A 24,925-nucleotide genomic window follows, 5' to 3' on the forward strand; every position below is an offset into this window, starting at 1 on the left:
CGGTGATCGCTGGGGTGCGCTTCGCGCAACCCAGCCTACGCGCCGCGCCAGCCCCTAGGCTGGGTTTCGCGCCAGGTGATCGCTGGGGTGCGCTTCGCGCAACCCAGCCTACGACCGTTCACGCGCCACCGCGCCCGCCGTAGCCCCGTAGGCTGGGTTTCGCGCCAGCGAACCCCAGCTTCCCTACCGCCTCCCGATCCCGAACCGCCACGCCTCGCTGCTCGCCACCAGCGGCACCAGCAGCCAGGCGACGAACGCCTGCGCGATGGCGTGGCGCGACACCTCCATCTTCGGCCCGTGCAGCGCCCACACGACCGGCGCCCACCCGTAGATGCACAGCAGCAGCGCCGCGGTGAACAGCACCGTGCCGATCGCGAAGCGGCCCTGCAGCCACTGGCCGGAGCCGGGCACCAGGAAGGATGCGAGCACCGCCTGCCAGGGGCGGCGCGGCGCCAGCGCGATCTCGACCGTGTTGCCGAAGTCGTCCGGCAGCGCCGGCGACGACATCAGCAGTTGGGCGACGCGGCGCGCGGTGTTCCCGCTGGCGCAGCGCAGGTACAGCGTGGTGCCGGTGGTGAACGTGAGCACCAGGTTCGCCGGCTGCAGGAGCTGCTGCCACCAGGGCCGGTGCCCGGCCATCTGCCCGGGCGAGCCTGCGAACACCACGGAACGCCGCGGCCACTCGCTCTGCAGCCGGCGCTCCTTCGCTGCACCGGCGAACAGCAGGATGCGCCGGTTGGTCACGAGCAGCCACCGCGGGCGCCGTCCCGGCAGGTAGACGGCTTCGCGCGGCACTTCCGACTCCAGCTTCACGCGCTCGAATTCCGCCGGCGACCGCAGCCACGCGATGGCGGGCTCGTTCAGCGCTTCCTCCACTTCGGGCCCGCCGGCGAGCTGGCGGTGCCGCGCGTAGGCGAGCAGGCCCAGCACGAGCAGCACGGCGGAGAGGGCGAAGGCCTGGCGCGACGCGACCCCCTTCCAGAAGGCACGGTCCTCCCGCAGCTTGCGGAAGGCGGCGCGCACCTGCACGTCGCCGAACGGCTCGATCTCGTTGCGGTCGGCATCGAAGCGGCGCACCTCGAAGGTGTGGCCGTCCACCAGCAGCAGCTGCTTGTTGAACCAGGCCACGTCGCGCAGTTGCGGGATGGTGTCGAGGTTGAACATCGCCTGCGAGCCGTCCGGGAAGACGTCGACCACGTGCCCGGGTTCCATCAGCGTGCCGAGGCGCGTGACGGTGGCCAGCGGCAGGTCCGTGCCGCCGACCTGCGGACCGCCTTGCGAGGCTATCGCCTCGCCAAGGAACGGGGTGTCCGGCGGCGCGCGGCGCAGCTGCACGTTCACCTTCACCGCCAGCGTGCGCGCATCCAGCAGGCGCAGCGCGAAGCGGTTGGTGTCCGTGGTCCACCAGCCTTGCGGCGACCACCACAGGCCGTTGGTGAAGCGGTAGGTGTCCGGCGGCGTGCGCGCGAGCAGGCGCCCTTCGCTGTCGAACAGCACCACGGTGTGGCCGCCGCCCGTGGACGCGGCGATGTCGCCTTCCGGCGAAACGGCCAGGTGCACGGCGTGGAGCGGCAGCTTCGCGATGTCGTCCGGCCACTGCGGCCGGATGGTGCGCACGCGGGCAAAGGTGCGGCGGTCCACCAGCTGCCAGTCGCGGTCGAAGCGGCTCGCGAGCAGCACCTGGTTGCCGGGAGCCATCGCCATGTTGCTCACGGCAGCGGTGAAGCCGAGCTCGCGCGCGGTGCGCACGCCGTTGCGGTGGCCCAGGCTGTCCATGATCCAGAGGTCCTCGTCGACCCCCAGCCACAGCGTGTCCGCGTCGATCGCCTGCAGCGTGACAGGGCCCTGGATCGCGACCCAGCGGCCGTTGGCGTGGAAAGTCGCCGCAATGCCTGCCAGCGCCAGCACCAGCAGCCCCCCGGCCAGCGCGCGCATCGCGCCGGCCGATTCCCAGATCTTCCGCATCCCCGTCCTCGTTCTTGTTGCTTCGTCCCGCCGCGATTGTCACGGCTGAGGCGCGTCGCCGCCGCGCGCCGTCCGGCGGATGGACAGCCGCGCCGCGTGCGGCTTCACGGACTCGTTGCGCCCTTCTCCAGCGATTGCAGCAGTGCCTTGACTTCCGCGGGCAGCTGCAGCAGCTCCGGGCTCGTGATGATGCCGATGCCCAGCGCGTCCAGGCCGTCGAGCATGCTGCACTGGAAGCTCACGTCCGGCTGCTTCAGGCATTCGACCACGCCGCGCGCGGCCGCCGTCGCCGGGTAGCGGCCCGGATGGAAGGCGTAGACCATGTCCTCCGCGTTGCGCGGGTAGACCGTGCGCTGCAGCAGGTCCGCGGGGTACTTGCTCGCCGTCATGGTGCGGATCACGTAGGCCATGCGCGGGCCCAGCTCCGGCAGCGGCTGCCGCGTGTCGATCGAGTGCGCGCCGTGCAGGCCCACCATGGTCTGCGCGATCGGGCGGCCGTCGCTGAAGAAACGTTCGGAGCCGCTCAGGAAGATGAGGCCGCAGGCGGACTCGCACTTGCCGGCCACCGCCGTGGGCAGCCCTTCGTCGCGGATGCGGTTGCCGACCTGGTAGCCGTTCCAGAGGTCGCCGCCGGGGCTGTCGTGCAGCAGCACGAGGGCAGGGCGGCCGGGGCCGGCCAGCGCGTCGCGCAGGCGCACGAGGTCGTTGCCGTCGACCGGACCGGACATCACGAGGATGTCGCCGACCCGGTGGAAATCCATCGCCCGCGCGCCGGGGGCGGCAGCCACGGCGGCGAAGAGCAAGGCAAGCAGGGTGCGGCGCATCGGAATCCCCTCGCGGCACCCGACTCCGTGCCGCCTGTGGGTCCGTTATAGCAACGGCGCTCCCGGGCGGCCAGCCGGCCGTTGCAAAAAAGGAGGTTCCGGCGACCGGCGCTCAGGGCTGCAGGATGGTCGGCACCGCCACCGGCGCCATCCGCGGATAGTCGCGGCTGAAATGCAGGCCGCGGCTCTCGTGCCGCGACTGCGCCGACTTCACGATCAGGTCCGCCACCGTCACCAGGTTGCGCAGTTCCAGCAGGTCGCGCGTGACGTGGAAGGCGCTGTAGAACTCCTGGATCTCCTGCTGCAGCAGCGTGACGCGGTGGGCGGCGCGGTCCAGGCGCTTGTTGGTGCGCACGATGCCCACGTAGTCCCACATGAAGCGGCGCAGCTCGTCCCAGTTGTGCGAGATCACCACCAGTTCGTCCGCGTCGGTGACGCGGCTGTCGTCCCAGGCCGGCACCGAAGGCGGCAGCGGCAGCGGCGTGGCCAGGATGTCCTGCGAGGCGGAACGGGCGAACACCATGCACTCCACGAGCGAGTTGCTCGCGAGGCGGTTGGCGCCGTGCAGGCCCGTGTACGCCGTCTCGCCGATGGCGTGCAGGCCAGCCAGGTCGGTGCGGCCGGAAAGGTCCGTGTGGATGCCGCCGCAGGTGTAGTGGGCGGCGGGCACCACCGGGATCGGCTGGCGCGTGATGTCGATGCCCAGCTCCAGGCAGCGCGCGTGGATGTTCGGGAAGTGTTCCTTGATGAACTCGGGCGGCTGGTGCGAGATGTCCAGGTGCACGCAGTCGAGGCCGTGCTTCTTCATCTCGAAGTCGATCGCGCGGGCCACGACGTCGCGCGGCGCCAGTTCCAGGCGCTCGTCGTGCGCCGGCATGAAGCGCGTGCCGTCCGGCAGCAGCAGGCGGCCGCCTTCGCCGCGCACGGCTTCGGAGATCAGGAAGTTCTTGACGTGCGGGTGGTACAGGCAGGTCGGGTGGAACTGGATGAACTCCATGTTCGTCACCCGGCAGCCCGCGCGCCAGGCGGCGGCGATGCCGTCGCCCGTGGCCGTGTCCGGATTGGTCGTGTACAGGTAGACCTTGCCCGCGCCCCCGGTGGCCAGGATGGTGTGCGGCGCGCGGAAGGTGACGATCTCGTCGGTCGCTTCGTCCAGCGCGTACAGGCCCAGGCAGCGGTTGGCGCCCTCCAGCCCCAGCTTGGCGGAGGTGATCAGGTCCACGAGCATGTGGTGCTCGAGGACGGTGATGTTGGGCGTGTGCTTCACGCGCTGGATCAGCGTCTGCTGCACGGCGGCGCCGGTGGCGTCGGTCACGTGCACGATGCGGCGCGCGCTGTGGCCGCCTTCGCGCGTGAGGTGCAGGTGGCCGTCTTCCTCGGAGAAGGGCACGCCCAGCTGCTGCAGCCAGGCCACGCTTTCGGGCGCGTGCTCCACGACGAAGCGCGTGGCGGCCGGGTCGGACAGGCCGGCGCCGGCGATGAACGTGTCGTTGACGTGCGCATCGAAGCTGTCGCTCGGGTCCGTGACGGCGGCGATGCCGCCTTGCGCCCAGCCGCTGGAGCCGTCGCTCATGACGCGCTTGGTGAGGATGGCGACGCGGTGCGTCGGCGCGAGGTGCAGGGCGGCGGACAGGCCGGCGAGGCCGCTGCCGACGATGAGGACGTCGAAGTCCCGAGGTTGGGCCTGGCTCAAGGCAGGGCTCCCGTTCTTGTTATGCGGGTTGGTACGCGAGGCGGACGTAGATCGGCGCGTAGGCTTCGGCCTGGGTCAGCTCGATGAGCGTTTCCTTGGCCAGTTCGAGCATGGCGATGAAGGTGACGATCAGCACCGGGACGCCCCGGGTCACGTCGAACAGGTTCTCGAACTCGACGAACTTGCGGCCCTGCAGCTTCTTGAGCACCATGGACATGTGCTCCCGCACGGAGAGCTCCTCGCGCGTGATCTTGTGGTGCTGCACCAGCCTGGCCCGGCGCAGGATGTCGCGCCAGGCTTCCTGCAGGTCGACGATGTCCACGTCGGGAAAGCGCGGCTGCAGCGACTGCTCGATGTAGACCTGCGCACGCAGCACGTCGCGGCCGACCTGCGGCATCTCGTTCAGGCGGAAGGCCGCGGCCTTCATCTGCTCGTACTCCAGCAGGCGGCGGACCAGTTCGGCGCGCGGGTCCTCGGCTTCCTCGCCCTCCGCCGTCTTCTTGGGCGGCAGCAGCATGCGCGACTTGATCTCGATGAGCATCGCCGCCATCAGCAGGTACTCCGCGGCCAGCTCCAGGTTGCGCACGCGGATCTCGTCGACGTACACGAGGTACTGGCGGGTCACCGCCGCCATCGGGATGTCGAGGATGTTGAAGTTCTGCTTGCGGATCAGGTACAGCAGCAGGTCCAGGGGGCCTTCGAAGGCCTCGAGGAAGATCTCCAGCGCGTCCGGCGGGATGTACAGGTCCTGCGGCAGGGCGAACAGCGGCTCGCCGTAGAGGCGGGCGAGCGCGACCTGGTCCACCACCTCGGGCAGGCCGGTCTCCTCGGGCGCCGGGGGCTCCGGCAGCTCGGGCAGGACGGTGTCGCCGCTGTCCATCGGGGGCTTCAGCGCGGCCGGCGCGGGTCGTCGCCGTACACGTACGGCTTCTGCGGGACCCGGGCATCCTTCCACTCGGCCAGCGCGTCGCGGTCCAGGTGCTTGTCCCACCAGAGGGCACGGCCGGCGCGCTGCTGCGCCTCGAGCTCGGGCTTCTCCGTCTTCAGCTGCTCGATGAACTGCGTGACGTCGGAGCGGTAGTCGGGGCGGCGGAAGATGCGTTGCAGGAAGGACATGGGGCGATTTTACCGGGCGGACGGATGGGGGGCTTCCGGCGCGATCCGGCCGTCCACGACCTGCACGATGCGGTCGCAGCGCCGGGCGAGTTCCGGGTTGTGGGTGACGAAGAGGACGCTGGTGCCCTGTTCGCGGCTGACGGTGCGCAGCAACTCGAAGACGACGTCGGCGCTCTTGGTGTCCAGGTTGCCCGTCGGCTCGTCCGCCAGCAGCAGCGCCGGCTCCATGGCCAGCCCGCGCGCGACCGCCACCCGCTGCTGCTGCCCCCCGGAGAGGCGCCCGGCCGGCTGGTCGGCCCAGGGGGCCAGGCCGACCCGGGCGATGAGGTCCGATGCACGCCGGGCCATGTCCTCGCGGCCGACGCCGCCGGCGCCAAGCATCGGCATCATCACGTTCTCCACCGCGCTGAAGGCGTTGATCAGGTGGTGGTACTGGAAGACGAAGCCGATCGTGTGGCCCCGCAGGCGGGTGAGCTCCGCCTCGTCCAGGCCGGTGGTCTCCCGGCCCGTGATCTCCAGGCTGCCGGCGGTGGGCCGGTCCAGCAGGCCCACGATGTTCAGGAGGGTGCTCTTGCCGGAGCCCGACGGGCCCATCACGGCGACGAACTCCCCGCGGCGCACCACCAGGTCGACGCCGTGCAGCACCTCGGTTTCGTTCGGTTCCCCGACGTTGAAGGACTTGCGGATGCCCCGCAGCCGGACGACGGGCGTGTCTTCCATCGGGCTCATCCGCGGATCGCCACGGCCGGGTCCAGCCGCGCGGCGCGCAGGGCCGGCGCGAAGGCCGCGAGCAGGCCCGTCAGGGCCGCCACGGCCAGGGCCACGCCGAAGAGGCGCGGGTCGAGTTCCAGCGGGAACAAGGGGGTGCCGTCCGGGTTGCGGGCGACCTGCTGCCAGACCACCAGCGACAGCGCGCCCATCACCGAGCCGGCCAGCGCGCCGCCGAAACCGAGCAGCCCGCCCTGCAGCAGGAACACCCGCAGGATCTGGGCGCGCGAGATGCCCATGGCGCGCAGGATGCCGATCTCGCGCGAGCGCTGCACCACGGACACCACCAGGACGCTGGCGATGCCGAGCGCCACGGACAGCGCGACGAAGCCGCGGATCGCGGTGTTGGCCGTCGTCTGCGCGCTGACGGCGGTGAAGAACTGTTCGTTGGTCTTGATCCAGCTGTCCGCCTCCACCCCGGTGCGGGCGGTGATGCGCTGCGCCACCCGCTCCGCCGCATAGACGTCGTGCACCGTGACGTCCAGCACCGTCACCCCGCCGGGCAGGCCGAGCAGGCTCTGCGCGGTGCGCAGCGCCACGAAGGTGTTGCGCTGGTTGGCGCCCTTGTTGCCCAGGTCGAAGATCCCGGCGACCGTCAGGACCGCGTCGCTCCCGTTGGCCGCCGAGATGCGCAGCTTGTCGCCGACGCCCACGCCGAGGTCGCTGGCGAGTTCCGTGCCGACCAGCATGTCCGTGGCCTGGATCTGCGCGGTCCCCCGCACGATCTTCTCCGGCAGCGACACGATGCGGTAGTACTGCTGCGGGTCCATGCCGGTCACGCTGACGGCGCGGCTCGCGTCGCCGCGCACGGCCAGCACCGAGCCGTTCAACGCGGGCGAGACGTGCACCACCTCGGGCATCTCCTGCAGCGTTTCCACGACGCCCTGCCACTGGTCGATGCCCTTGAGGCGCTGCAGCGGCGGCTGCAGCACCACGCCCACCGCCGGCCCGTCGCGCAAGGGGCGCGCCGTCTCCCTGGCGGGCAGCAGCTGGATGTGGGGCTGCCCCGTGAGCACCCGCCGCACGAAGTTGCCCTGCAGGCCGGCCAGCAGGGCCGACATGAAGATGATCACGCCGACGCCGACCGCCACGCCCACGAGGATGAAGGCGGTCTGCATGCGCCCTTCGCGCAGGAAGCGCACGGCCACGATCCACTCGAAGGGCAGCCAGGACGGGAAGGCGCGGCGGACAGCCGGCGGCTCGGCGCTCTCCATGGCTAGCGCTGCGGGACGATCGCCCGCACGCGGGCGCCTTCGGCGACCTGCAGGGCGGCCGGGCCGGTGGCGGGCAGCACCGCGTCGCCGGCGGAGGCGCCCGACAGCACCTCGCACCAGCCGCGCGAGCGCAGGCCCAGCTTCACGGGCTGCCGGCGCGCATGGCCGTCCTCCACCTTCAGCAGCCACGGCGCGGGCGAGTCGATCCCGCGCACGGCCTCCGTCGGCACGAGGACCGCGGCGGGGCGCCGGGCGACCTCGATGTCCACGGAAACGGTCATGTCCTGCCGCAGGTAGTCGGGCGGCTGCGGCACGTCGAGCTTGACCTCCACGGAGCCGCGCTGCGCGTCGATGCCGGGATTGATGTAGGCGAGCTTCGCAGCGAAGCGCTGGTCGGCGTACGCATCGGCGGAAGCCAGCGCGTCCTGCCCGACCGCCAGCAGCTTCAGGTTCTTCTCGTCGATCTGCACCACCAGCTGCGCGGCGCCGCTGGGGGACAGGACCATGAGCGGCTTCCCGGGCTGCACCACGTCGCCCCGCTCCACGTTGCGGGCGATGAGCGTGCCGGCCGCGGGCGCCAGCACGCGCGTGTAGCGCAGCCGGGCCCGCGCGGCTTCCGCGGCGGCGCGGGCCTGGGCGAGCGCCGCGTCGGCCGAGACGGCGTTGCTGCCGCCGGGCCGCGCGCTCGCGAGCTGCTGCTGCGCGGTGCGCAGGATGGACTGCGCCACGCTGGCGGCACGTTCGGAGTCGTCCAGCGCCGCCTGGCCGATGAACTCCCTGGCGATCAGCTCGCGGTTGCGTTTCAGGGTCCGCTCGGCGACCTCGTGGTTCGCCTGCGCCTGGCGCACGGCCTGTTCCGCATTGGGGGCGTCGACTTCGCGGACCTGGCGCACGCGCGCCGCCGCCTGCTTCACGGCCAGTTCCGCCTGGGACACGGCGGCCCGTGCCTCCGTGGATTCCAGCTCGATCAGCAGGGCGCCGGCGGGCACCGTCTGTCCCTGGGCCACCGGCACGGCGACGACCGTGCCCGTGACCTGGACGCCCACGTCCGCGCGGTGCGGGGTTTCCACCCGGCCGCTCGCCACGACCGTCTGCACGAAATCGCGTTGCACCACCTGCAGCACCGCCACCTTCGGGCCCCGGAGCATCCGGGGCGCGGCGAGCGCCGCGACCGCCAGCACCAGCACGGCCGCGAGCAGCCACGCCGCGTGCTTGCGGGCGCCATGCAGCCAGTCCTTCCAGCGGCTCGATCCAGCCATACGGCCAAAGCATGCGCGCCGCATGCTCCCCGCCGGTTGACCCACGTCAAGCTAGGCCGGCACCTCTTCGGAGGCCTCGTGCCGGGCGAGTTCCCCCAGGAAACCCGCCTGCACCAGCACCTCCCGCGGCTGGGGCTGGAGGTTCTCCATGCGCAGGGTGCCGCCGCGCAGCAGCACCACCTTGTGCAGCTGCCGCAGCGCGTCCAGGCCGGAGGTGTCCAGGTGCACCATCTGCAGCGCGTCGAGCACGACCGGCGTGCCCGCCGGCCCGCTTTCCACGGCTTCCACGATGGGATCGACCTTGGCCGTGGCGCCGAAGAACAGCGAGCCGTAGAGCCGGTAGCGCAGCTCTCCGCTGTCGCCCGGGATGCGCTCGACGCTGAAGAGGGAGCCCATCTTCTGGATGAACAGGATGCAGGCGGCGAGCAGGCCGACCTGGACGGCCACCGTCAGGTCGAAGACGACCGTCAGCACGAAGGTGCCCAGCATCTTGATGCGGTAGTCCGCGCTGTAGCGCCGCAGGTGCGCGAACTCGCGCCACTCGCCCATGTTCCAGGCGACGAAGAAGAGGATGCCGGCCAGCACCGAGAGCGGCACCAGCTGCGCGAGCGGCGCGGCGGCCAGCACCACCACGGCGACCGTCACCGCGTGCACGAGGCCGGCGATGGGGGAGGTCGCCCCGGCCCGGATGTTGGTCACCGTGCGGGCGATCGTGCCCGTGGCCGGCATCCCGCCGAAGAAGGGCACGACGAAGTTCGCGACGCCCTGGGCCATCAGCTCCTGGTTCGGGTCGTGCCGCGGCAGGTTGGACAGCTGGTCGGCGACGCGCGCGCACAGCAGCGACTCGATCGCCCCCAGCAGCGCGATGGTGACCGTGGGCGTGACCAGGAGCTTGACCGTCTCCCAGCTGAAGTCCGGCAGCGTGAAGGCCGGCACCCCGCGCGGGATGGCGCCGAAACGGCTGCCGATGGTCTCCACCGGCAGCTGGAAGTACCAGGCGACGAAGGTCAGCGTGGCCAGCGCCACGATCGGGCCGGGGATGCGGGCGCCGACCTCGCTGGCTTCGCGTACGCCGGGCAGGTCCACCGGCAGGCGCTCGGCCAGCCGCACGCTCCAGAGGCGCGGCCACACGAACAGGCCGAGCAGGCAGGCGAGCCCCAGCGCGAACGCGGACGGGTTGAAGGTGTCGAGATGGGACCCCAGGAGCCGCAGCTGCGCGAAGAAATCGGCCGGCAGCTTGCCCACGTCCAGCCCGAGCCAGTCCCGCAGCTGCGAGGCGGCGATCAGCACCGCGATGCCGTTGGTGAAGCCCACGACGATGCTGAGGGGCACGTAGCGCACCAGGCGCCCGAGGCGCAGCAGCCCGAGGAGGAACAGCAGCACGCCGGCGCAGGCGGTCGCGATCAGCAGGTTCGCGACGCCGTAGCGCTCGATGATCCCGTACACGATCACGATGAAGGCGCCGGCGGGCCCGCCGATCTGCACGTGGGAGCCGCCGAGGGCGGCGATCAGCGCGCCCGCGATGATCGCGGTCCACAGCCCGGCCTCCGGCTTGAGCCCGGAGGCGATCGCGAAGGCCATGGCCAGGGGGAGGGCGACGATGCCGACCGTCAGCCCGGCGCCGAGGTCGCGCCCCGCGCGGGCACGGTCGTACCCGCGCAGGGCATCCAGCAGGCGGGGGCGGAAGGGGGCGAGCGGCACGAAGGCCATCGCGCTGTATTCTTCCATCGGCGCAGCGGCGCGGCGAGGCCCTTGTGGGCCCGCGGCAACGCCGGCTCAGTGGCCGGATGCGACCAGGCGCTGCCGGACATCCCGCAGGAACGGACGCAGCGCGAGCAGCCACAGGCCGATCGCGAGCGGCACGGTGCTCGCGAAGCCCACGTGCTTGAACCCCCAGGCGCCCGCCAGGCCGCCCGTGAAGAAGCAGGCCACCAGCAGGCCGTGGATGCGGAGCTTGCGGCGGTTGGCGAGCACCGGGTCGCGCCCGGGTTCGCGCGGGTTGACGTACAGGAGCTTGCCCAGCTCGATGCCGATGTCGGTGACCAGGCCGGTGACGTGCGTCGTGCGGATCTCGGCGCGCGAGATCTTGGTGATCACGGCGTTCTGCAGGCCCATGATGTAGCAGAGGAGCAGCACGGTGAGCGGCAGGAACAGCGCCGCGAAGCCGCCGATGGAGGCGCCGGCCACGCCGAACAGCAGCAGGGCCACGGCTTCCAGGAACAGCGGCAGGCCGTAGGCGCTGTGCAGGCGGCGGCGCAGCCCCCAGTTGACGAGGATGGCCGTGGTCATCGCACCGAGGACGAAGGCGAGGATGGCTGCGGCCGCTGCGGCGACCGGAGCGAACTGCCCCAGCACCAGGTTGTCCGCCATCGAGGACACCAGGCCGGTCATGTGGGAGGTGTACTGGCCGACGGCGAGGAAGCCGCCTGCGTTGGTCGCGCCGGCCACGAAGGCGAGGAAGGCACCGAGCCGGACGTTGGCCTGCGTCGTGCGGTCGACGTCCGCCCAGCCGCGGATGAAGGGAAACATCGTGGCGGAGCTTAACCCAGGCCCCGCGCGGGGCTCACTGCCCGGCGGCTTCGCCCGAGGGCAGCACGGCGTCCACCGCCGCGCCGGCGACGGCACCGGTGACCTTGGCCGCGCCCACCGCCGCATCCACCGCCAGCGATCCCGCGGTCACCGCCACGGACGCGGCGGCCGCGCCGATGGTGATGACGGTGCACCCGCTGCAGGTCGCAACGACGAGGGCGAGGAGGGCGGCGCGGACGGGGTACTGCATGCCCGCCAGCTTACCTTCGCAAGCTCAGCGGACCTGGTCCTTTACATAGGCGGCGAGGGTCCGCGTGACCGCCGTGAGATCTTCCTGCAGCAGGGCGAAGCCCTCGTTGCGCTCGCGCGTCGCCTCGTCCATGTAGAGGGGACGGCGGATCTCCACCTGCAGGCTGTGGCGGCGCCGCGCGGGCTGGCCGATGCGCGCGATCAGCTGCACGCCCTTGTACGGGTCGTTGCGCGCCACGGTGTAGCCGCGCGCGCGCAGCTCGCGGTCCACGAGGTCCACGAAGGCGGGTTCGCAGGTCGTGCCGTCGCGGTCGCCCAGCACGAAGTCCGCCAGCGGCCTGTCGCTGACGATCTGCAGGCGCTGGTAGGCGTCGTTGGGCATCGAGTGCAGGTTCAGGTGCCACACGGCGCCGAAGCGCTGCGCGGTCTCCTCGATCGCCTCGGACAGGGCGGCGTGGTACGGGAGGTACCAGGCATCGATGCGGTGGCGCACTTCGGCGACCGTCAGCGGCCGGTCGTAGATCGGCACGCCGGCGCGGATGTTGCGCCACACCAGGCCGTAGCCGAGGCGGCTCTTCTCGCTGGGCGCCAGGGGCTCGGGCCAGGGTTCGGCGAGCAGGTCCGGGTCCAGGTCCTCCAGCGTGCGGTTCGCGTCGATGTAGGTGCGCGGGAAGTGCGCGTGCAGCAGCGTGCCGCCGTGGCGCGGCACGGCTTCCCACAGCGCCTCCACGTGCGTGTCCTCGCCGCGGCGCAGCAGCTCGCGCGGCACCGCGTGGGCGTAGTCGTCGGGGTAGAAGGTGCCGCTGTGCGGGGAGTCGCACACCAGCGGCACCGCCGCGCCCTGCGGGCGCAGCAGCGTGAAAGGCGCCATCACTCCGCCTTGATGTTGGCCATCTGCGCGACCTTCTGGTAGCGCGCGATGGCCTGCTGGATCTGCTGGCCGAACTCCGCCGGGGTGCCGGGGATCAGCGTGGCGCCGAGCTCGTCGATCTTCTTCTGGAACTCGGGGTTCTTCATCGCCTTGTGGAAGGCGGCATTCAGCTTCGCCACCACTTCCGGCGGCGTGCCCGCGGGCGCCACCACGCCGAACCAGCCGCCGCCGCCCATCTGGGGGAAGCCCAGTTCGCCGTAGGTCGGCACGTCGGGCAGCGCGGGCGAGCGCTTCTCGGACAGCACCGCCAGCGCGCGCAGCTTGCCACCCTTGATGTGCGGCAGCGCGGAAGGCAGGTTGTCGGTGATGGCGTCCACCTGGCCGGCCAGCGCGTCGTTCATCGCCTGGCCCGCGCCCTTGTACGGCACGTGCAGCAGCTCGATGTGCGCCAGCGCCATGAAGTGCGCGATGTTCGCGTGGCCCAGGGAACCGGTGCCGGGCGTGCCGAAGCTGTACTTGTTGGGGCTGGCCTTCGCCTGCGCGAGGAATTCCTTCATGTCCTTGGCGGAGACCTTGTTCGGGTTCACCGCGAACACGCTGGGCGTCGTGGCGACGTTGGTGACGGGCGCGAAGTCCTTCACCGGGTCGTACTTCAGCTTGCTGCCGTACACCGCGGAGTTGGCGCCGTGCGTGCTGACGGTCGCCATGCCCAGCGTGTAGCCGTCCGCCTTGCTCTTGGCAACGAACTCCATGCCGATGGAGCCGCCCGCGCCGGCCTTGTTGTCGACGACGATGGGCTGGCCCAGCTCGCGGCTGCCGAACTCGGCCAGCAGGCGCGCGGCGATGTCGGTGGAGCCGCCCGGGGCGAAAGGCACCACCAGCTTGATCGGCTGGCTGGGGAAGGGCTGCTGCGCGGAGGCGCCGAGCGCGAGGAGGGCGGCGGCCGCAACCGCGGCCTGTAGGAAATGGCGGGTCTTCATGGGAGGTGTTCCTGGGGTTCGTTCTCGCCCGCGAGGCTAGGGGTCCCCGGCGCGGCGGTCCAACGACTTTTTCGCCGGGGGTGATGACATGCTGTAATCGCCCCATGCCGATCCGCAGTCCCTCCCTCGTGGAGCTGCACGCCTTTCTCGCCGTCGCCCGCACGGGCAGTTTCCGCAAGGCCGCCGACGAATTGTTCGTCACGCAGGCGGCGGTGAGCCGCGCGGTCGCCCGGCTGGAGCAGGAACTGGGCGTCGACGTGCTCGCGCGCTCGGGCAGCGGCGTGGAGCTGACCGCGGCGGGGCGCGAGCTGCGCCGGCGCGTGGAGAAGCCGGTGGCGGCGCTGGAGGAGGCCGCCGTGCAATTGCGCCGCCGTTCCGATCGCATGCGGCTGCGCCTCTCGGTGGTGACCAGCCTCGGCAACCTGTGGCTGATGCCGCGCCTGGAAGACTTCCATGCACGGCACCCGGGCATCGCACTCGAATTCCGCCCCTACCGGCGCGACGACGATTTCCTGCGCGAGGACGTCGACCTCTGGATCGCCCTGAAGCAGAAGCCGCGGCAGCAGTGGCCGCGGCAGGTCGCGGCGGACTACCTCGTCGGGCGCGAGATCGTGGCGGTGTGCAGTCCCGCGGTGGCGCGCCGCATCCGCAGCGCCCGCGACCTGCTCGCGCAGCCGCTGCTGGTGCACTCGATGTACCCGGAGAACTGGTCGCTGTGGGCCGAAGCCGTGGGCGCGAAGCTGCCCGCCGGCTGGGAGGGCAGCGGGTTCGACCTGGTGATCAACCTGATCGAGGCGGCGCGCAGCGGCATGGGCGTGGCGGTGGTGCAGAAGTGCATGGTGGAGGCGGACCTCGCTTCCGGCCGCCTCGTGATGCCCGTGCCGGGCACCGCCTCCACGGGCCGCGGCTACTACCTGTGCCGCCGGCGCGCGCTGGGCGCGCATCCCGCGGTGGAGCAGTTCTCGGCGTGGGTGGCGGCGCAGGCCGCGCTCAGCGAACCCGCATCCCCGGCTCGGCGCCGGGCCACGGGTTGAGCACGTAGATCCCGGCCTTCTGCTTCTCGTCCGCGTGGCTCGCGGCGAGCACCATGCCTTCGCTCACGCCGAACTTCATCTTGCGCGGGGCGAGGTTGGCGACCATCACCGTCAGCTTGCCGACCAGGTCCTCGGGCTTGTACGCCGAGGCGATGCCGGAGAACACGTTGCGCATGCGGCCCTCGCCCACGTCGAGCGTGAGCTGCAGCAGCTTGGTGGAGCCTTCCACCGGCTTGCACTCGACGATCTTCGCGATGCGCAGGTCGATCTTCGTGAAGTCGTCGATCGTGATGCTGGGGGCGATGGATTCGCCCCCCGGTTCACTCCCTCTCCCGCTTGCGGGAGAGGGCTGGGGTGAGGGCTGGTCCGCCGGCGGCTCGAACAGCGCATCCAGCTGCTTCGCATCCACGCGCTGCATCAGGTGCTTGTAGTCGCCCACCTGGTGCCCCGCAGGCAGCGGCTGCGCGGCGTTGGTCCAGTCCAGCGGCTCGCACTGCAGGAAGGCTTCCGCCTGCGCGGCGAGCGCCGGCAGGATGGGTCGCAGGCACGCGGTCAGCACGCGGAACATCTGCAGGCACCAGCTGCCGACCGCCGCGGCTTCGTCGCCCTTGCCTTCCTTGGCCAGCTTCCAGGGCGCGGCGGCGTCGAAGGCCGTGTTCACCTGGTCGGCGACGGCCATGACCTCGCGCAGCGCCTTGGCGTAGTCGCGCGACTCGTACAGCCCTTGCACCGTCCGCAGCAGGGCCTGCGGATCGACTGCCGCGAGGGGCTGGCCCGCCACCAGCTTGCCGCCCGGCACGAACTTGACGGCGCGGCTGGCGATGTTGACGTACTTGCCCACCAGGTCGCTGTTGACCCGGGCCATGAAGTCCTCGGGGTTGAAGTCGACGTCCTCGTTGCGGCCATTGAGCTTGGCGGCGAGGTAGTAGCGCAGCCACTCGGGGTTCATGCCGAGCGACAGGTACTTGAGCGGGTCGAGCCCGGTGCCGCGGCTCTTGCTCATCTTCTCGCCGTTGTTCACGGTGAGGAAGCCGTGCACGAAGATCGCGTTGGGCGTCTTGCGGCCGCTGAAATACAGCATCGCCGGCCAGAACAGCGTGTGGAAGGTGATGATGTCCTTGCCGATGAAGTGGTACTGCTCCGTCGCGGGGTCGGCGATGAACTCCTCGTACGAGCGGGTCTCGCCGGCCGCCTTCGCGCCGCCCTTGTCGAAGTAGTTCTTCAGCGACGCGAGGTAGCCCACCGGCGCGTCCAGCCAGACGTAGAAGTACTTGCCCGGCGCATCCGGGATCTCGATGCCGAAGTAGGGCGCGTCGCGGCTGATGTCCCAGTCGCCCAGCGCCGTCTGGCCGTCCTCGCCGGGCACCAGCCACTCGCTGATCTTGTTCAGCACCTCGGGCTGCACGGTGCCGCTCGCGGTCCACTTCTTCAGGAACTCCATGCTGCGCGGATCCGACAGCTTGAAGAAGAAGTGCTCGGACGTCCTCAGCACCGGCTTGGCGCCGGACAGCGCCGAGTAGGGGTTGATCAGGTCGGTGGGCGAATAGACCTTGCTGCATACCTCGCAGTTGTCGCCGTACTGGTCCTTCGCGTGGCAGTTCGGGCACTCGCCCTTGATGAACCGGTCCGGCAGGAACATCTGCTTTTCCGGGTCGAAGAACTGCTCGATGGTCTTGCTGGCGATCAGGCCGTTGGCCTTGAGGTCGCGGTAGATCTGCTGCGCCAGCTGGGTGTTCTCCGGGCTGTGCGTCGAGTGCCAGTTGTCGAAGCGGATGTGGAAGCCGTCCAGGTATTCCTTGCGGCCCGCGGCGATCTCGGCCACGAACTGCTCCGGCGTCTTGCCCGCCTTCTCCGCGGCGATCATGATCGGCGCGCCGTGCGCGTCGTCCGCGCCCACGAAGTGCACCATGTTCCCCGCCATGCGCTGGTGGCGCACCCAGATGTCGGCCTGGATGTATTCCATGATGTGGCCGATGTGGAACTTGCCGTTGGCGTAGGGCAGGGCGGTGGTGACGAAGAGCTTGCGCTGGGGCATGGGTTGATTCCGGGGGGAACCGGGCATTTTATCGGCGGTGGGTACACTTGCAGGGAAGCAGGAAAGAGAGACATGGCCACCCAGGAACAGCTGCTCGCGGCACTCGCAGGCGTCAAGGACCCGAACACGGGCAAGGATTTCGTTTCCACCAGGGCCGTGAAGAACGTGCAGGTCGAAGGCGGCGACGTCTCCTTCGAGGTGGAGCTGGGCTACCCGGCGAAGAGCCAGGTGCCGGAGCTGCGCAAGGCGCTGGTCGCCGCGGCGAAAGGCGCGCCGGGCGTGGACAACGTGTCGGTGAACATCACCACCCGGGTCCTCGCCCACGCCGTGCAGCGCGGCGTGCAGCTGATGCCCAACGTCAAGAACATCATCGCGGTCGCGTCCGGCAAGGGCGGCGTGGGCAAGAGCACCACGGCGGCCAACCTGGCGCTGGCGCTCGCGGCCGAAGGCGCGCGCGTGGGCATCCTGGACGCCGACATCTACGGCCCGAGCCAGCCCATGATGCTGGGGATCGACCGCCGGCCCGAGAGCGAGGATGGCCAGACCATGGAGCCGCTGGAAAACCACGGCGTGCAGGTCATGTCCATCGGCTTCCTCGTGAACCAGGACGAAGCCATGATCTGGCGCGGCCCCATGGCCACGCAGGCGCTGGAGCAGCTCCTGCGCCAGACGAACTGGCAGGAGCTCGACTACCTGATCGTCGACATGCCCCCGGGCACCGGCGACATCCAGCTCACGCTGTCGCAGCGCGTGCCGATGACGGGTGCCGTGATCGTCACGACGCCGCAGGACATCGCGCTGATCGACGCGCGCAAGGCCGTCACCATGTTCGAGAAGGTGGGCGTGCCCATCCTCGGCATCGTGGAGAACATGGCCGTGCACGTGTGCAGCAACTGCGGCCACGCCGAGCACATCTTCGGCGAGGGTGGCGGCAAGCGCTACGCGCAGGAGAAGGGCATCGACTACCTGGGCGCGCTGCCCCTGGCGCTGCACATCCGCGAGCAGGCCGACAGCGGCAAGCCGACGGTCGTGGCGGACCCCGACAGCGAGGCCGCGAAGATCTACAGGAGCGTCGCGCGCCAGGTGGCGATCAAGATCGCCTCCAAGGCGAAGGACTTCTCCGCGAAGTTCCCGACGATCACCGTCTCGAAGAACACCTGAGGTGGCCATGGAACGGCCGGCCCTCGACGTCGCCGTCGTCCTGCGCAAGGTGCCCACGTCCAGCCAGTGGCAGCCCTGGCGCTGGGAGCTGGCGGAAGTGGTGCCCCACGAGGAAAGGTTCGGCACGGAGCCGCGCCTGCTGCACCGTGGCGACGACGGCGAGCGCTGGCTCCACCCCGCGCAGCGGGTGGAGCTGTACCGCGACGAGGCCGAGGGCTACTACCTCAACGTCGCCTCGCCGGCGCCCTGCTGGTTCGTGCTCTGGCGCATGGAGGAGGAAGCCAGCGTCGCCGACGAGCCCATCCCGCGCCCGCTGATCGTGACCCTCAGCTACAACGAGGCGGCCCGCTGGCTCGACGCGCAGGAGACCGTGGAGCAGGTGCCCGCGCCCGCGCACGTCGTCGAGTGGATGCGCGCCTTCTACGAGCAGCACTACGTCCCCGAGCCCAAGAAGCGCAAGCGCCCGGACAGCTTCCGCCGGCTGGAAGACCGGTTCGGGCAACCGGCGACGGTGAGCACGGAGAAGAAGTACGGCCGGGGGGAAGGCAATGGCTGAGGGGTTCTTCAGTCGGTGGTCGCAGCGGAAGGATGCGCTCAGGAAGGGGCAGGAGCTTCCCGAGGAGCCGAAGCCGGTTTCGGCGCCCGAGCGCCCCTCACCCCCACCCTCTCCCCGGAGGGGAGAGGGAGAGGAAGGGCTCCCTCTCCCGCTGGCGGGAGAGGGCAGGGGTGAGGGCCAGTCGGCGCCGGAACCCCCACCGACCCTCGAAGACGCCCAGGCGCTGACGAAAGACTCCGACTTCACCCGCTTTGCCCGGCCCGACGTCGCCCCCGAGGTGAAGAACACGGCGATGAAGAAACTCTTCAGCGACCCGCACTTCAACACCATGGACGGCCTGGACGTCTACATCGACGACTACAACAAGCCGGACCCGCTGCCGCCGGACATGCTGCGCAAGCTCGCCAGCGCGAAGTTCCTGAAGCTCTTCGACGACGAGGAAGAGGAGAAGGACGCCAAATCCCCCACGGCGGGCGAAAGCCCCGATGCGGGTGCGCCCGAATCCGTGGCACAGTCCAGCACCCGGACCGCGCAAGCATTACCGCCGGCCGAAGACCATGCCGACCCTGATCTGCGACTGCAACAAGACGATGCCCCTGGACCCGAAAGCCCTGGGGCGGGCTCTCGATGAAAACCTGACGCTGCACTCCACGCTGTGCCGCCGCGAGGCGGGCGCGTTCCAGCAGGCCGTGAAGACGGGCGATGACGTGGTCGTCGCCTGCACCCAGGAAAGGCGCCTGTTCGGCGAGCTCGGACAGCAGACGGAGGGGGCCGTCTCGCCCATCCGCTTCGTCAACATCCGCGAGACCGGCGGCTGGAGCAAGGACGCGCGCAGCGCGATGCCCAAGCTGGCCGCGCTGCTCGCGGCCGCGAAGCTGCCCGAGCCGGAGCCGGTCCCCACCGTCACGTACAAGAGCGCCGGCCGCCTGCTCGTGATCGGCCCGCTGGAAGAGGCGGAGCGCTTCGCGCATGTGATCGGCGACGCCCTGGACATCACCATCTTCTCGCGCGGCGGCAGCGGCGAGCAGGAGCGCCGCTATCCCATCGTGGGCGGCCGCATCGAGAGCCTCACGGGCTGGCTGGGGGCCTTCCAGCTCGCCTGGTCGCAGGACAACCCGATCGACCTGGACCTGTGCACGCGCTGCAATGCCTGCGTGGCCGCCTGCCCCGAGCAGGCGATCGGGCTGGACTACCAGGTGAACCTGCAGGCCTGCAAGTCGCACCGGTCCTGCGTGAAGGCCTGCGACGTGGCCGGCGCCATCGACTTCACGCGCGAGCCGGTCGCGCACACGGACACCTTCGACCTGGTGCTGGACCTGCGCCGCCAGCCGTCCTTCGTGCAGCACGCGCCGCCGCAGGGCTACTTCCACCTGCCGCCGGAGCAGGAGAACGGCCCGCGCGCGCTCGACGTCGTGCTCAAGCTGCGCGAGCTGGTGGGCGAGTTCGAGAAGCCGAAGTTCTTCGCGTACAAGCAGAAGCTGTGCGCGCACAGCCGCAACGAGAAGGTGGGCTGCAACGCCTGCATCGAGATCTGTTCGGCCGAGGCCATCTCCAGCGACAAGTCGCGCCAGCAGGTCAAGGTGAATCCCAGCCTGTGCGTGGGCTGCGGCGCCTGCACGACGGTGTGTCCCACGGGCGCGCTCACGTACGCGTATCCGCGTGCGAACGAGCAGGGCGCGAAGATCCGCACCCTCGTCTCCACCTACGAGAAGGCGGGTGGCAGCGCGCCGGTCGTGCTTCTGCACAGCCAGGAACGGGGCCAGGCCTTCGTCGAGGAGCTCGGCCGCGCCGCACGCGTCGGGGTCGCCGAAGGCGTGCCGGCCAACGTGATCCCGATGTCCGTGTGGCACGTGGCAAGCATGGGCATCGACCTGTGGCTCACCGCGGTTGCCCAAGGTGCCGCGCATGTCGCCGTGCTCGCGACGAGCGAAGAGGCGCCGCAGTACCTCGAAGGCCTGCAGGCCCAGATGCAGGTGGCGCAATCCATCCTGGAAGGCCTGGGCTACGAAGGCAGCCACTTCAGCCTGCTGCAGGCGCGCAGCGCGAGCGACCTCGACCAGGAGCTGAAGCTGCTCGCGCGCCGCCGCGGCGCCGCGCCCGCGACCCGCGCGCGCTATGCCGTGTCCGCCGAGAAGCGCACCACGCTCGACCTCGCGCTCGACCACCTCGTCGAACATGCGAAGAAGAAGCCCGAAGCGATCGCGCTGCCGGCCGGTGCCCTGTTCGGCACGGTGGACGTGGACAAGGACAAGTGCACGCTGTGCATGTCCTGCGTCGGCGCCTGCCCCTCGAGCGCGCTGCAGGACAACCAGACGGCGCCGCAGCTGCGCTTCGTGGAGAAGAACTGCGTGCAGTGCGGCCTGTGCGCGAAGACCTGCCCGGAGCAGGCGATCACGCTGCAGCCCCGCCTGCTGCTCACGCCCGAGCGCAAGCAGCCGCGCGTGGTGAACGAGGCGAAGCCCTTCGCCTGCATCCGTTGCAGCAAGCCCTTCGGCACCCTCAAGGGCATCGAGGCGATGATCGGCAAGCTCGCCGGCCACGCCATGTTCCAGGGCCCCGCGCTGGAGCGCCTGAAGATGTGCGGCGACTGCCGCGTGATCGACATCTACAGCGCGCAGGACGAGAGCCGAATCACCGATCTATGAGCGAACCCCTGCAGACGACGAGCGCCCTCGACGAAGAGACCGCGCGGGCCGAGATCTACGGGCTGCTCGCGCAGCTCTATTACGCGCCGCCCCCGCCGGAACTGCTGTCCGCGCTGCGCGTCGCCGTGACCGACGCCCCGGCGCAAGGCGCTTTCCTCGAAGAGCCCTGGCGCCAGGTCGTGGGCGCGGCCCGCGAACTGTCGGACCAGCAGGTGGCCGACGAGTACGACGCGCTGTTCGGCGGTGTCGGCAAGCCCGAGGTCTACCTGTTCGGCTCGCACTACCTCAGTGGCTTCCTCAACGAGAAGCCGCTCGCCCGGCTGCGCGAGGCGCTCGCGGGCATGGGCCTCGCGCGCGACGAGGCGACGATGCCCGAGACCGAGGACCACGTCGCCTACGTGTGCGAGGTGATGCGCTACCTGATCGCGGGCGACGATGCCGCCGTCGCGAACCTCACGCGCCAGAGCGAGTTCTTCGCCGAACACCTGCAGCCGTGGGTGGGTTCCTTGTGCGATGCAATAACGGCGCACCCGAAGGCGCGCTTCTACGCGCAGCTCGCGGAGTTCACGCGCGCGTTCATGAACGTGGAAGCCCAGGGCTTCGACATGCTCGCCTGAAGAGCGTGGCGGGCGGGACGCGTTTATTCCCTCGCGCGCCATCGAGTCGCACGGCGATTTCCCTAGGCCTTTGGGTCTCGTTTTGAGGCCGAAAGCCTGTCGGGCTGCTGTCGCCTAGCGTTTTCCCTGACGCGGAAAGCGCACGCTCCGTTGCGGTGCACGTATTGCTCTACTACAGTATGAAGAGTAGTTCATAAGAGCTTCAGGAGACCCACATGTCCGAAAGCCAGGCCAAGCCCTCCCGTCGGGGCTTCGTGTTGGGAGCCGCCGTCGCCGGTGCGGCCACCGCCGCCGTCGCCACGCTCCCCAAGACCGTCACCCCCGAACTCCCCGTCGCCGAGACCACGCCGCCCGCGCCAGCGAACGGCGGCGGCTATCGCGTGTCGGAGCACGTCAAGCGTTACTACAAGACCACCCAGGTCTGACCTCGGAGAGATCCATGCTGCTCACGAAGAAGACGGGTTCCACCCAGGCGACCGCGCGCTCGCCGTTCGTCCACAGCCTGCAGCGCGGGCTGGCCACGGCCATTCCCACCATGGACCGCCGCGCGTTCCTGCGCCGCTCGGGCCTGGGCGTCGGCGTCGGCATCGCCGCCTCGCAGCTCGCGCTGGTGAAGAAGGCGCGCGCCAAGGACAACAACGGCGCGGCCGTCGGTGAAGGCCGCATCGAAGTCAAGCGCACCGTGTGCACCCACTGCTCCGTGGGCTGCGCGATCGACGCCGTCGTGGAGAACGGCGTCTGGGTGCGGCAGGAGCCCGTGTTCGATTCGCCGATCAACCTCGGCGCGCACTGCGCCAAGGGCGCCTCCATCCGCGAGCACGGCCACGGCGAGTTCCGCCTGCGCTATCCCATGAAGCTGGTCGACGGCAAGTACCAGCGCATCTCCTGGGACCAGGCGTACAGCGAGATCACCGCCAAGCTGCAGGAGCTGCGCAAGGCGAGCGGCCCCGAGTCGGTGTTCTGGATCGGCTCCTCGAAGCATTCGAACGAGCAGTCCTACCTGATGCGCAAGTTCGTGAGCCTCTGGGGCAGCAACAACTGCGACCACCAGGCCCGCATCTGCCACTCCACCACCGTCGCCGGCGTGGCGAACACGTGGGGCTACGGCGCGATGACGAACTCGTACAACGACCTGCAGAACTCCAAGGCCGCCCTGTACATCGGTTCGAACGCCGCCGAGGCGCACCCGGTCTCCATGCTGCACATGCTGCACGCCAAGGAGAACGGCACCAAGCTGATCGTGTGCGACCCGCGCTTCACGCGCACGGCCGCCAAGGCGGACCAGTACATCCGCTTCCGTTCGGGCAGTGACATCCCGGTGCTGTTCGGCATCCTGTACCACATCTTCAAGAACGGCTGGGAAGACAAGAAGTACATCAACGACCGCGTCTACGGCATGGACAAGGTCCGCGAGGACGTGCTGGCCAAGTGGACGCCGGACAAGGTGTTCGAGGCGAGCGGCGTGCCCGAGGCCGAGATCTTCAAGGCCGCCGAGACGATGGCGAAGAACCGCCCCTCCACCATCGTGTGGTGCATGGGCCAGACGCAGCACTCCATCGGCAACGCCATGGTGCGCGCCTCGTGCATCCTGCAGCTGGCGCTGGGCAACATCGGCGTGTCCGGCGGCGGCGCGAACATCTTCCGCGGCCACGACAACGTGCAGGGCGCCACGGACGTGGGCCCGAACCCGGACTCGCTGCCCGGCTACTACGGCATCGCCGAAGGTTCCTGGCGCCACTACGCGAAGGTCTGGGGCCTCGACTACGACTGGATCAAGGGCCGCTTCGAGAACCCCGGCATGATGACCAAGCCGGGCATCACGGTGTCCCGCTGGATCGACGGCGTGCTGGAACGCAACGAGCTGATCGACCAGACGCCCAACCTGCGCGGCGTCTTCTACTGGGGCCACGCGCCCAACTCGCAGACCCGCGGCCTGGAGATGAAGCGGGCCATGGACAAGCTGGACCTGCTGGTCGTGGTGGATCCGTATCCGTCCGCCACCGCCGCCATGGCGGCGATGCCCGGCGACGCGAAGGACCTGAACCCGAACCGCGCGGTGTACCTGCTGCCGGCGGCGACGCAGTTCGAGACCAGCGGTTCCTGCACGGCGTCCAACCGCTCGCTGCAGTGGCGCGAGAAGGTGATCGAGCCGCTGTGGGAAAGCCGCAGCGACCACATGATCATGTACCAGCTGGCCGACAAGCTCGGCTTCGGCAAGGAACTGGTCAAGAACTACAAGATGCAGAAGGTCAAGGGCCTGGACGAACCGGTGCCCGAGGACATCCTGCGCGAGATCAACCAGTCCAACTGGACGATCGGCTACACGGGCCAGAGCCCCGAGCGCCTGAAGGCCCACATGCGCCTCATGGGCAGCTTCGACGTGAAGACGCTCAAGGCCAAGGGCAGCGTCAAGGACCCGGCGACGGGCTACGACATCCAGGGCGACTACTTCGGCCTGCCGTGGCCCTGCTACGGCACCCCCGAACTCAAGCACCCCGGCTCGCCCAACCTGTACGACACCACCAAGCACGTCATGGACGGCGGCGGCTGCTTCCGCGCCAACTTCGGCGTGGAGAAGGAAGGCGTGAACCTGCTGGCCGAGGACGGCTCGGCACCGGTGGGCTCCGACATCACGACGGGCTATCCCGAGATCGACCACGTCTTCTTCAAGAAGCTGGGCTGGTGGGATGAACTGACCGATGCCGAGAAGGCGGCGGCCGAAGGCAAGAACTGGAAGACCGACCTGTCCGGCGGCCTGATCCGCGTGGCGATGAAGAACCACGGCGTGCATCCCTTCGGCAACGCGAAGGCGCGCGCGGTGGTCTGGAACTTCCCGGACCCGATCCCGCAGCACCGCGAGCCGATCTACAGCACGCGTCCGGACCTGGTGGCCAAGTACCCGTCGCACGACGACAAGAAGGCCTTCTGGCGCCTGCCGACGCTGTTCAAGACGCTGCAGCAGAAGAACATCGACGACAAGGTGTACGAGAAGTTCCCGCTGATCCTCAGCTCGGGCCGCCTCGTGGAGTACGAGGGCGGCGGCGACGAGACGCGGTCCAACCCGTGGCTCGCGGAACTGCAGCAGGAAGCCTTCGTCGAGATCAACCCGAAGACGGCGACCAACCGCGGCATCAAGAACGGCGACCGCGTGTGGCTGAAGACGCCCACGGGCGCGCAGCTGAACGTGCAGGCGCTCGTGACGGAGCGGGTGGGCCCGGACACGGTGTGGATGCCGTTCCACTTCGCGGGCCGCTGGCAGGGCAACGACATGCTCGCCTACTACCCGAACGGCGCGGCGCCGGTGGTGCGCGGCGAGGCGGTCAACACCGCCACGACCTACGGCTACGACAGCGTCACGATGATGCAAGAGACCAAGACGACCATCTGCGACGTGCAGCGCGTTGCCTGA

Annotated in this window: 22 protein-coding genes; 8 read left to right on the forward strand and 14 right to left on the reverse strand. The window is 70.0% G+C overall.

Annotated features, from left to right (window positions below; translation table 11 throughout):
• Positions 1-183: 183 nt before the first annotated feature.
• From H8N03_RS02490 to H8N03_RS02550, 13 genes are all read right to left on the reverse strand, one after another.
• Positions 184-1,965: a WD40 repeat domain-containing protein gene (locus H8N03_RS02490; RefSeq protein WP_187074537.1), complete on the reverse strand. Its 1,782-nt coding sequence runs from the start codon at positions 1,963-1,965 to the stop codon at positions 184-186.
• Positions 1,966-2,069: 104 nt separating this feature from the next.
• Positions 2,070-2,789 (reverse strand): hypothetical protein, encoded by a 720-nt coding sequence (locus H8N03_RS02495; RefSeq protein ID WP_187074538.1) that lies wholly within the window; start codon positions 2,787-2,789, stop codon positions 2,070-2,072.
• A 112-nt stretch (positions 2,790-2,901) separates the two neighbouring features.
• Positions 2,902-4,482, reverse strand: a complete 1,581-nt coding sequence (gene nadB / locus H8N03_RS02500) for an L-aspartate oxidase (protein ID WP_187074539.1) — start codon at positions 4,480-4,482, stop codon at positions 2,902-2,904.
• Between the two features lie 19 nt (positions 4,483-4,501).
• On the reverse strand, positions 4,502-5,362 hold the full coding sequence (locus tag H8N03_RS02505; protein WP_187074540.1) for a segregation and condensation protein A: 861 nt from the start codon (positions 5,360-5,362) through the stop codon (positions 4,502-4,504).
• 8 nt (positions 5,363-5,370) lie between these two features.
• A complete protein-coding gene (locus tag H8N03_RS02510) occupies positions 5,371-5,598 on the reverse strand; it encodes a DUF3460 family protein (protein ID WP_187074541.1) in 228 nt (75 codons plus the stop codon).
• A 9-nt stretch (positions 5,599-5,607) separates the two neighbouring features.
• Entirely contained in the window at positions 5,608-6,318 is a 711-nt protein-coding gene (locus H8N03_RS02515) for an ABC transporter ATP-binding protein (protein WP_187075190.1), read from the reverse strand.
• Between the two features lie 5 nt (positions 6,319-6,323).
• The gene (locus tag H8N03_RS02520; protein ID WP_187074542.1) at positions 6,324-7,580 is read right to left on the reverse strand and encodes an ABC transporter permease; all 1,257 of its coding nucleotides are present in this window, start codon (positions 7,578-7,580) and stop codon (positions 6,324-6,326) included.
• 2 nt (positions 7,581-7,582) lie between these two features.
• On the reverse strand, positions 7,583-8,839 hold the full coding sequence (locus H8N03_RS02525; RefSeq protein ID WP_187074543.1) for an efflux RND transporter periplasmic adaptor subunit: 1,257 nt from the start codon (positions 8,837-8,839) through the stop codon (positions 7,583-7,585).
• Positions 8,840-8,890: 51 nt separating this feature from the next.
• Complete coding sequence (locus tag H8N03_RS02530) at positions 8,891-10,567, reverse strand: SulP family inorganic anion transporter (RefSeq protein WP_255428014.1); 1,677 nt, start codon at positions 10,565-10,567, stop codon at positions 8,891-8,893.
• A 48-nt stretch (positions 10,568-10,615) separates the two neighbouring features.
• A complete protein-coding gene (locus tag H8N03_RS02535; protein WP_187074544.1) occupies positions 10,616-11,368 on the reverse strand; it encodes a YoaK family protein in 753 nt (250 codons plus the stop codon).
• 34 nt (positions 11,369-11,402) lie between these two features.
• Entirely contained in the window at positions 11,403-11,618 is a 216-nt protein-coding gene (locus H8N03_RS02540; RefSeq protein WP_187074545.1) for a hypothetical protein, read from the reverse strand.
• Positions 11,619-11,642: 24 nt separating this feature from the next.
• Entirely contained in the window at positions 11,643-12,488 is an 846-nt protein-coding gene (locus H8N03_RS02545; RefSeq protein ID WP_187074546.1) for an N-formylglutamate amidohydrolase, read from the reverse strand.
• Positions 12,488-13,468, reverse strand: a complete 981-nt coding sequence (locus H8N03_RS02550) for a tripartite tricarboxylate transporter substrate binding protein BugE (protein ID WP_187074547.1) — start codon at positions 13,466-13,468, stop codon at positions 12,488-12,490. The genes H8N03_RS02545 and H8N03_RS02550 overlap by 1 nt, the downstream gene beginning before the upstream one ends.
• A 104-nt stretch (positions 13,469-13,572) precedes the next feature.
• Here H8N03_RS02550 and H8N03_RS02555 point away from each other — a divergent pair, with 104 nt between their 5' ends.
• A complete protein-coding gene (locus H8N03_RS02555; RefSeq protein ID WP_187074548.1) occupies positions 13,573-14,502 on the forward strand; it encodes a LysR substrate-binding domain-containing protein in 930 nt (309 codons plus the stop codon).
• On the opposite strand, the gene metG is transcribed toward H8N03_RS02555, so the two are convergent.
• Positions 14,459-16,537 (reverse strand): methionine--tRNA ligase, encoded by a 2,079-nt coding sequence (gene metG / locus H8N03_RS02560; protein WP_187074549.1) that lies wholly within the window; start codon positions 16,535-16,537, stop codon positions 14,459-14,461. The genes H8N03_RS02555 and metG overlap by 44 nt on opposite strands.
• A 72-nt stretch (positions 16,538-16,609) precedes the next feature.
• On the opposite strand from metG, the gene apbC reads away from it, so the two are divergent.
• The 7 genes from apbC to H8N03_RS02595 all read left to right on the forward strand — a co-directional run bounded on the left by apbC (position 16,610) and on the right by H8N03_RS02595 (position 24,925).
• Positions 16,610-17,698, forward strand: a complete 1,089-nt coding sequence (apbC, locus tag H8N03_RS02565) for an iron-sulfur cluster carrier protein ApbC (protein ID WP_187074550.1) — start codon at positions 16,610-16,612, stop codon at positions 17,696-17,698.
• Between the two features lie 7 nt (positions 17,699-17,705).
• Positions 17,706-18,254 carry a DUF3305 domain-containing protein gene (locus H8N03_RS02570; protein ID WP_187074551.1) on the forward strand — a complete coding sequence of 183 codons (549 nt, stop codon included), beginning with the start codon at positions 17,706-17,708 and terminating at the stop codon, positions 18,252-18,254.
• Complete coding sequence (locus H8N03_RS02575; protein WP_187074552.1) at positions 18,247-18,885, forward strand: DUF3306 domain-containing protein; 639 nt, start codon at positions 18,247-18,249, stop codon at positions 18,883-18,885. Before H8N03_RS02570 ends, H8N03_RS02575 begins: the two co-directional genes overlap by 8 nt.
• Positions 18,812-20,899, forward strand: coding sequence for a 4Fe-4S dicluster domain-containing protein (locus tag H8N03_RS02580; protein ID WP_187074553.1), 2,088 nt, complete (start codon positions 18,812-18,814; stop codon positions 20,897-20,899). The genes H8N03_RS02575 and H8N03_RS02580 overlap by 74 nt, the downstream gene beginning before the upstream one ends.
• Positions 20,896-21,516 (forward strand): TorD/DmsD family molecular chaperone, encoded by a 621-nt coding sequence (locus H8N03_RS02585; protein WP_187074554.1) that lies wholly within the window; start codon positions 20,896-20,898, stop codon positions 21,514-21,516. Before H8N03_RS02580 ends, H8N03_RS02585 begins: the two co-directional genes overlap by 4 nt.
• 215 nt (positions 21,517-21,731) lie before the next feature.
• Positions 21,732-21,941, forward strand: coding sequence for a twin-arginine translocation signal domain-containing protein (locus tag H8N03_RS02590; RefSeq protein WP_187074555.1), 210 nt, complete (start codon positions 21,732-21,734; stop codon positions 21,939-21,941).
• 14 nt (positions 21,942-21,955) lie between these two features.
• Complete coding sequence (locus H8N03_RS02595; protein WP_187074556.1) at positions 21,956-24,925, forward strand: formate dehydrogenase subunit alpha; 2,970 nt, start codon at positions 21,956-21,958, stop codon at positions 24,923-24,925.

The sequence above is a fragment of the Ramlibacter cellulosilyticus genome (genome assembly GCF_014297465.1).
In the GTDB taxonomy this organism is placed as follows: domain Bacteria; phylum Pseudomonadota; class Gammaproteobacteria; order Burkholderiales; family Burkholderiaceae_C; genus Ramlibacter; species Ramlibacter cellulosilyticus.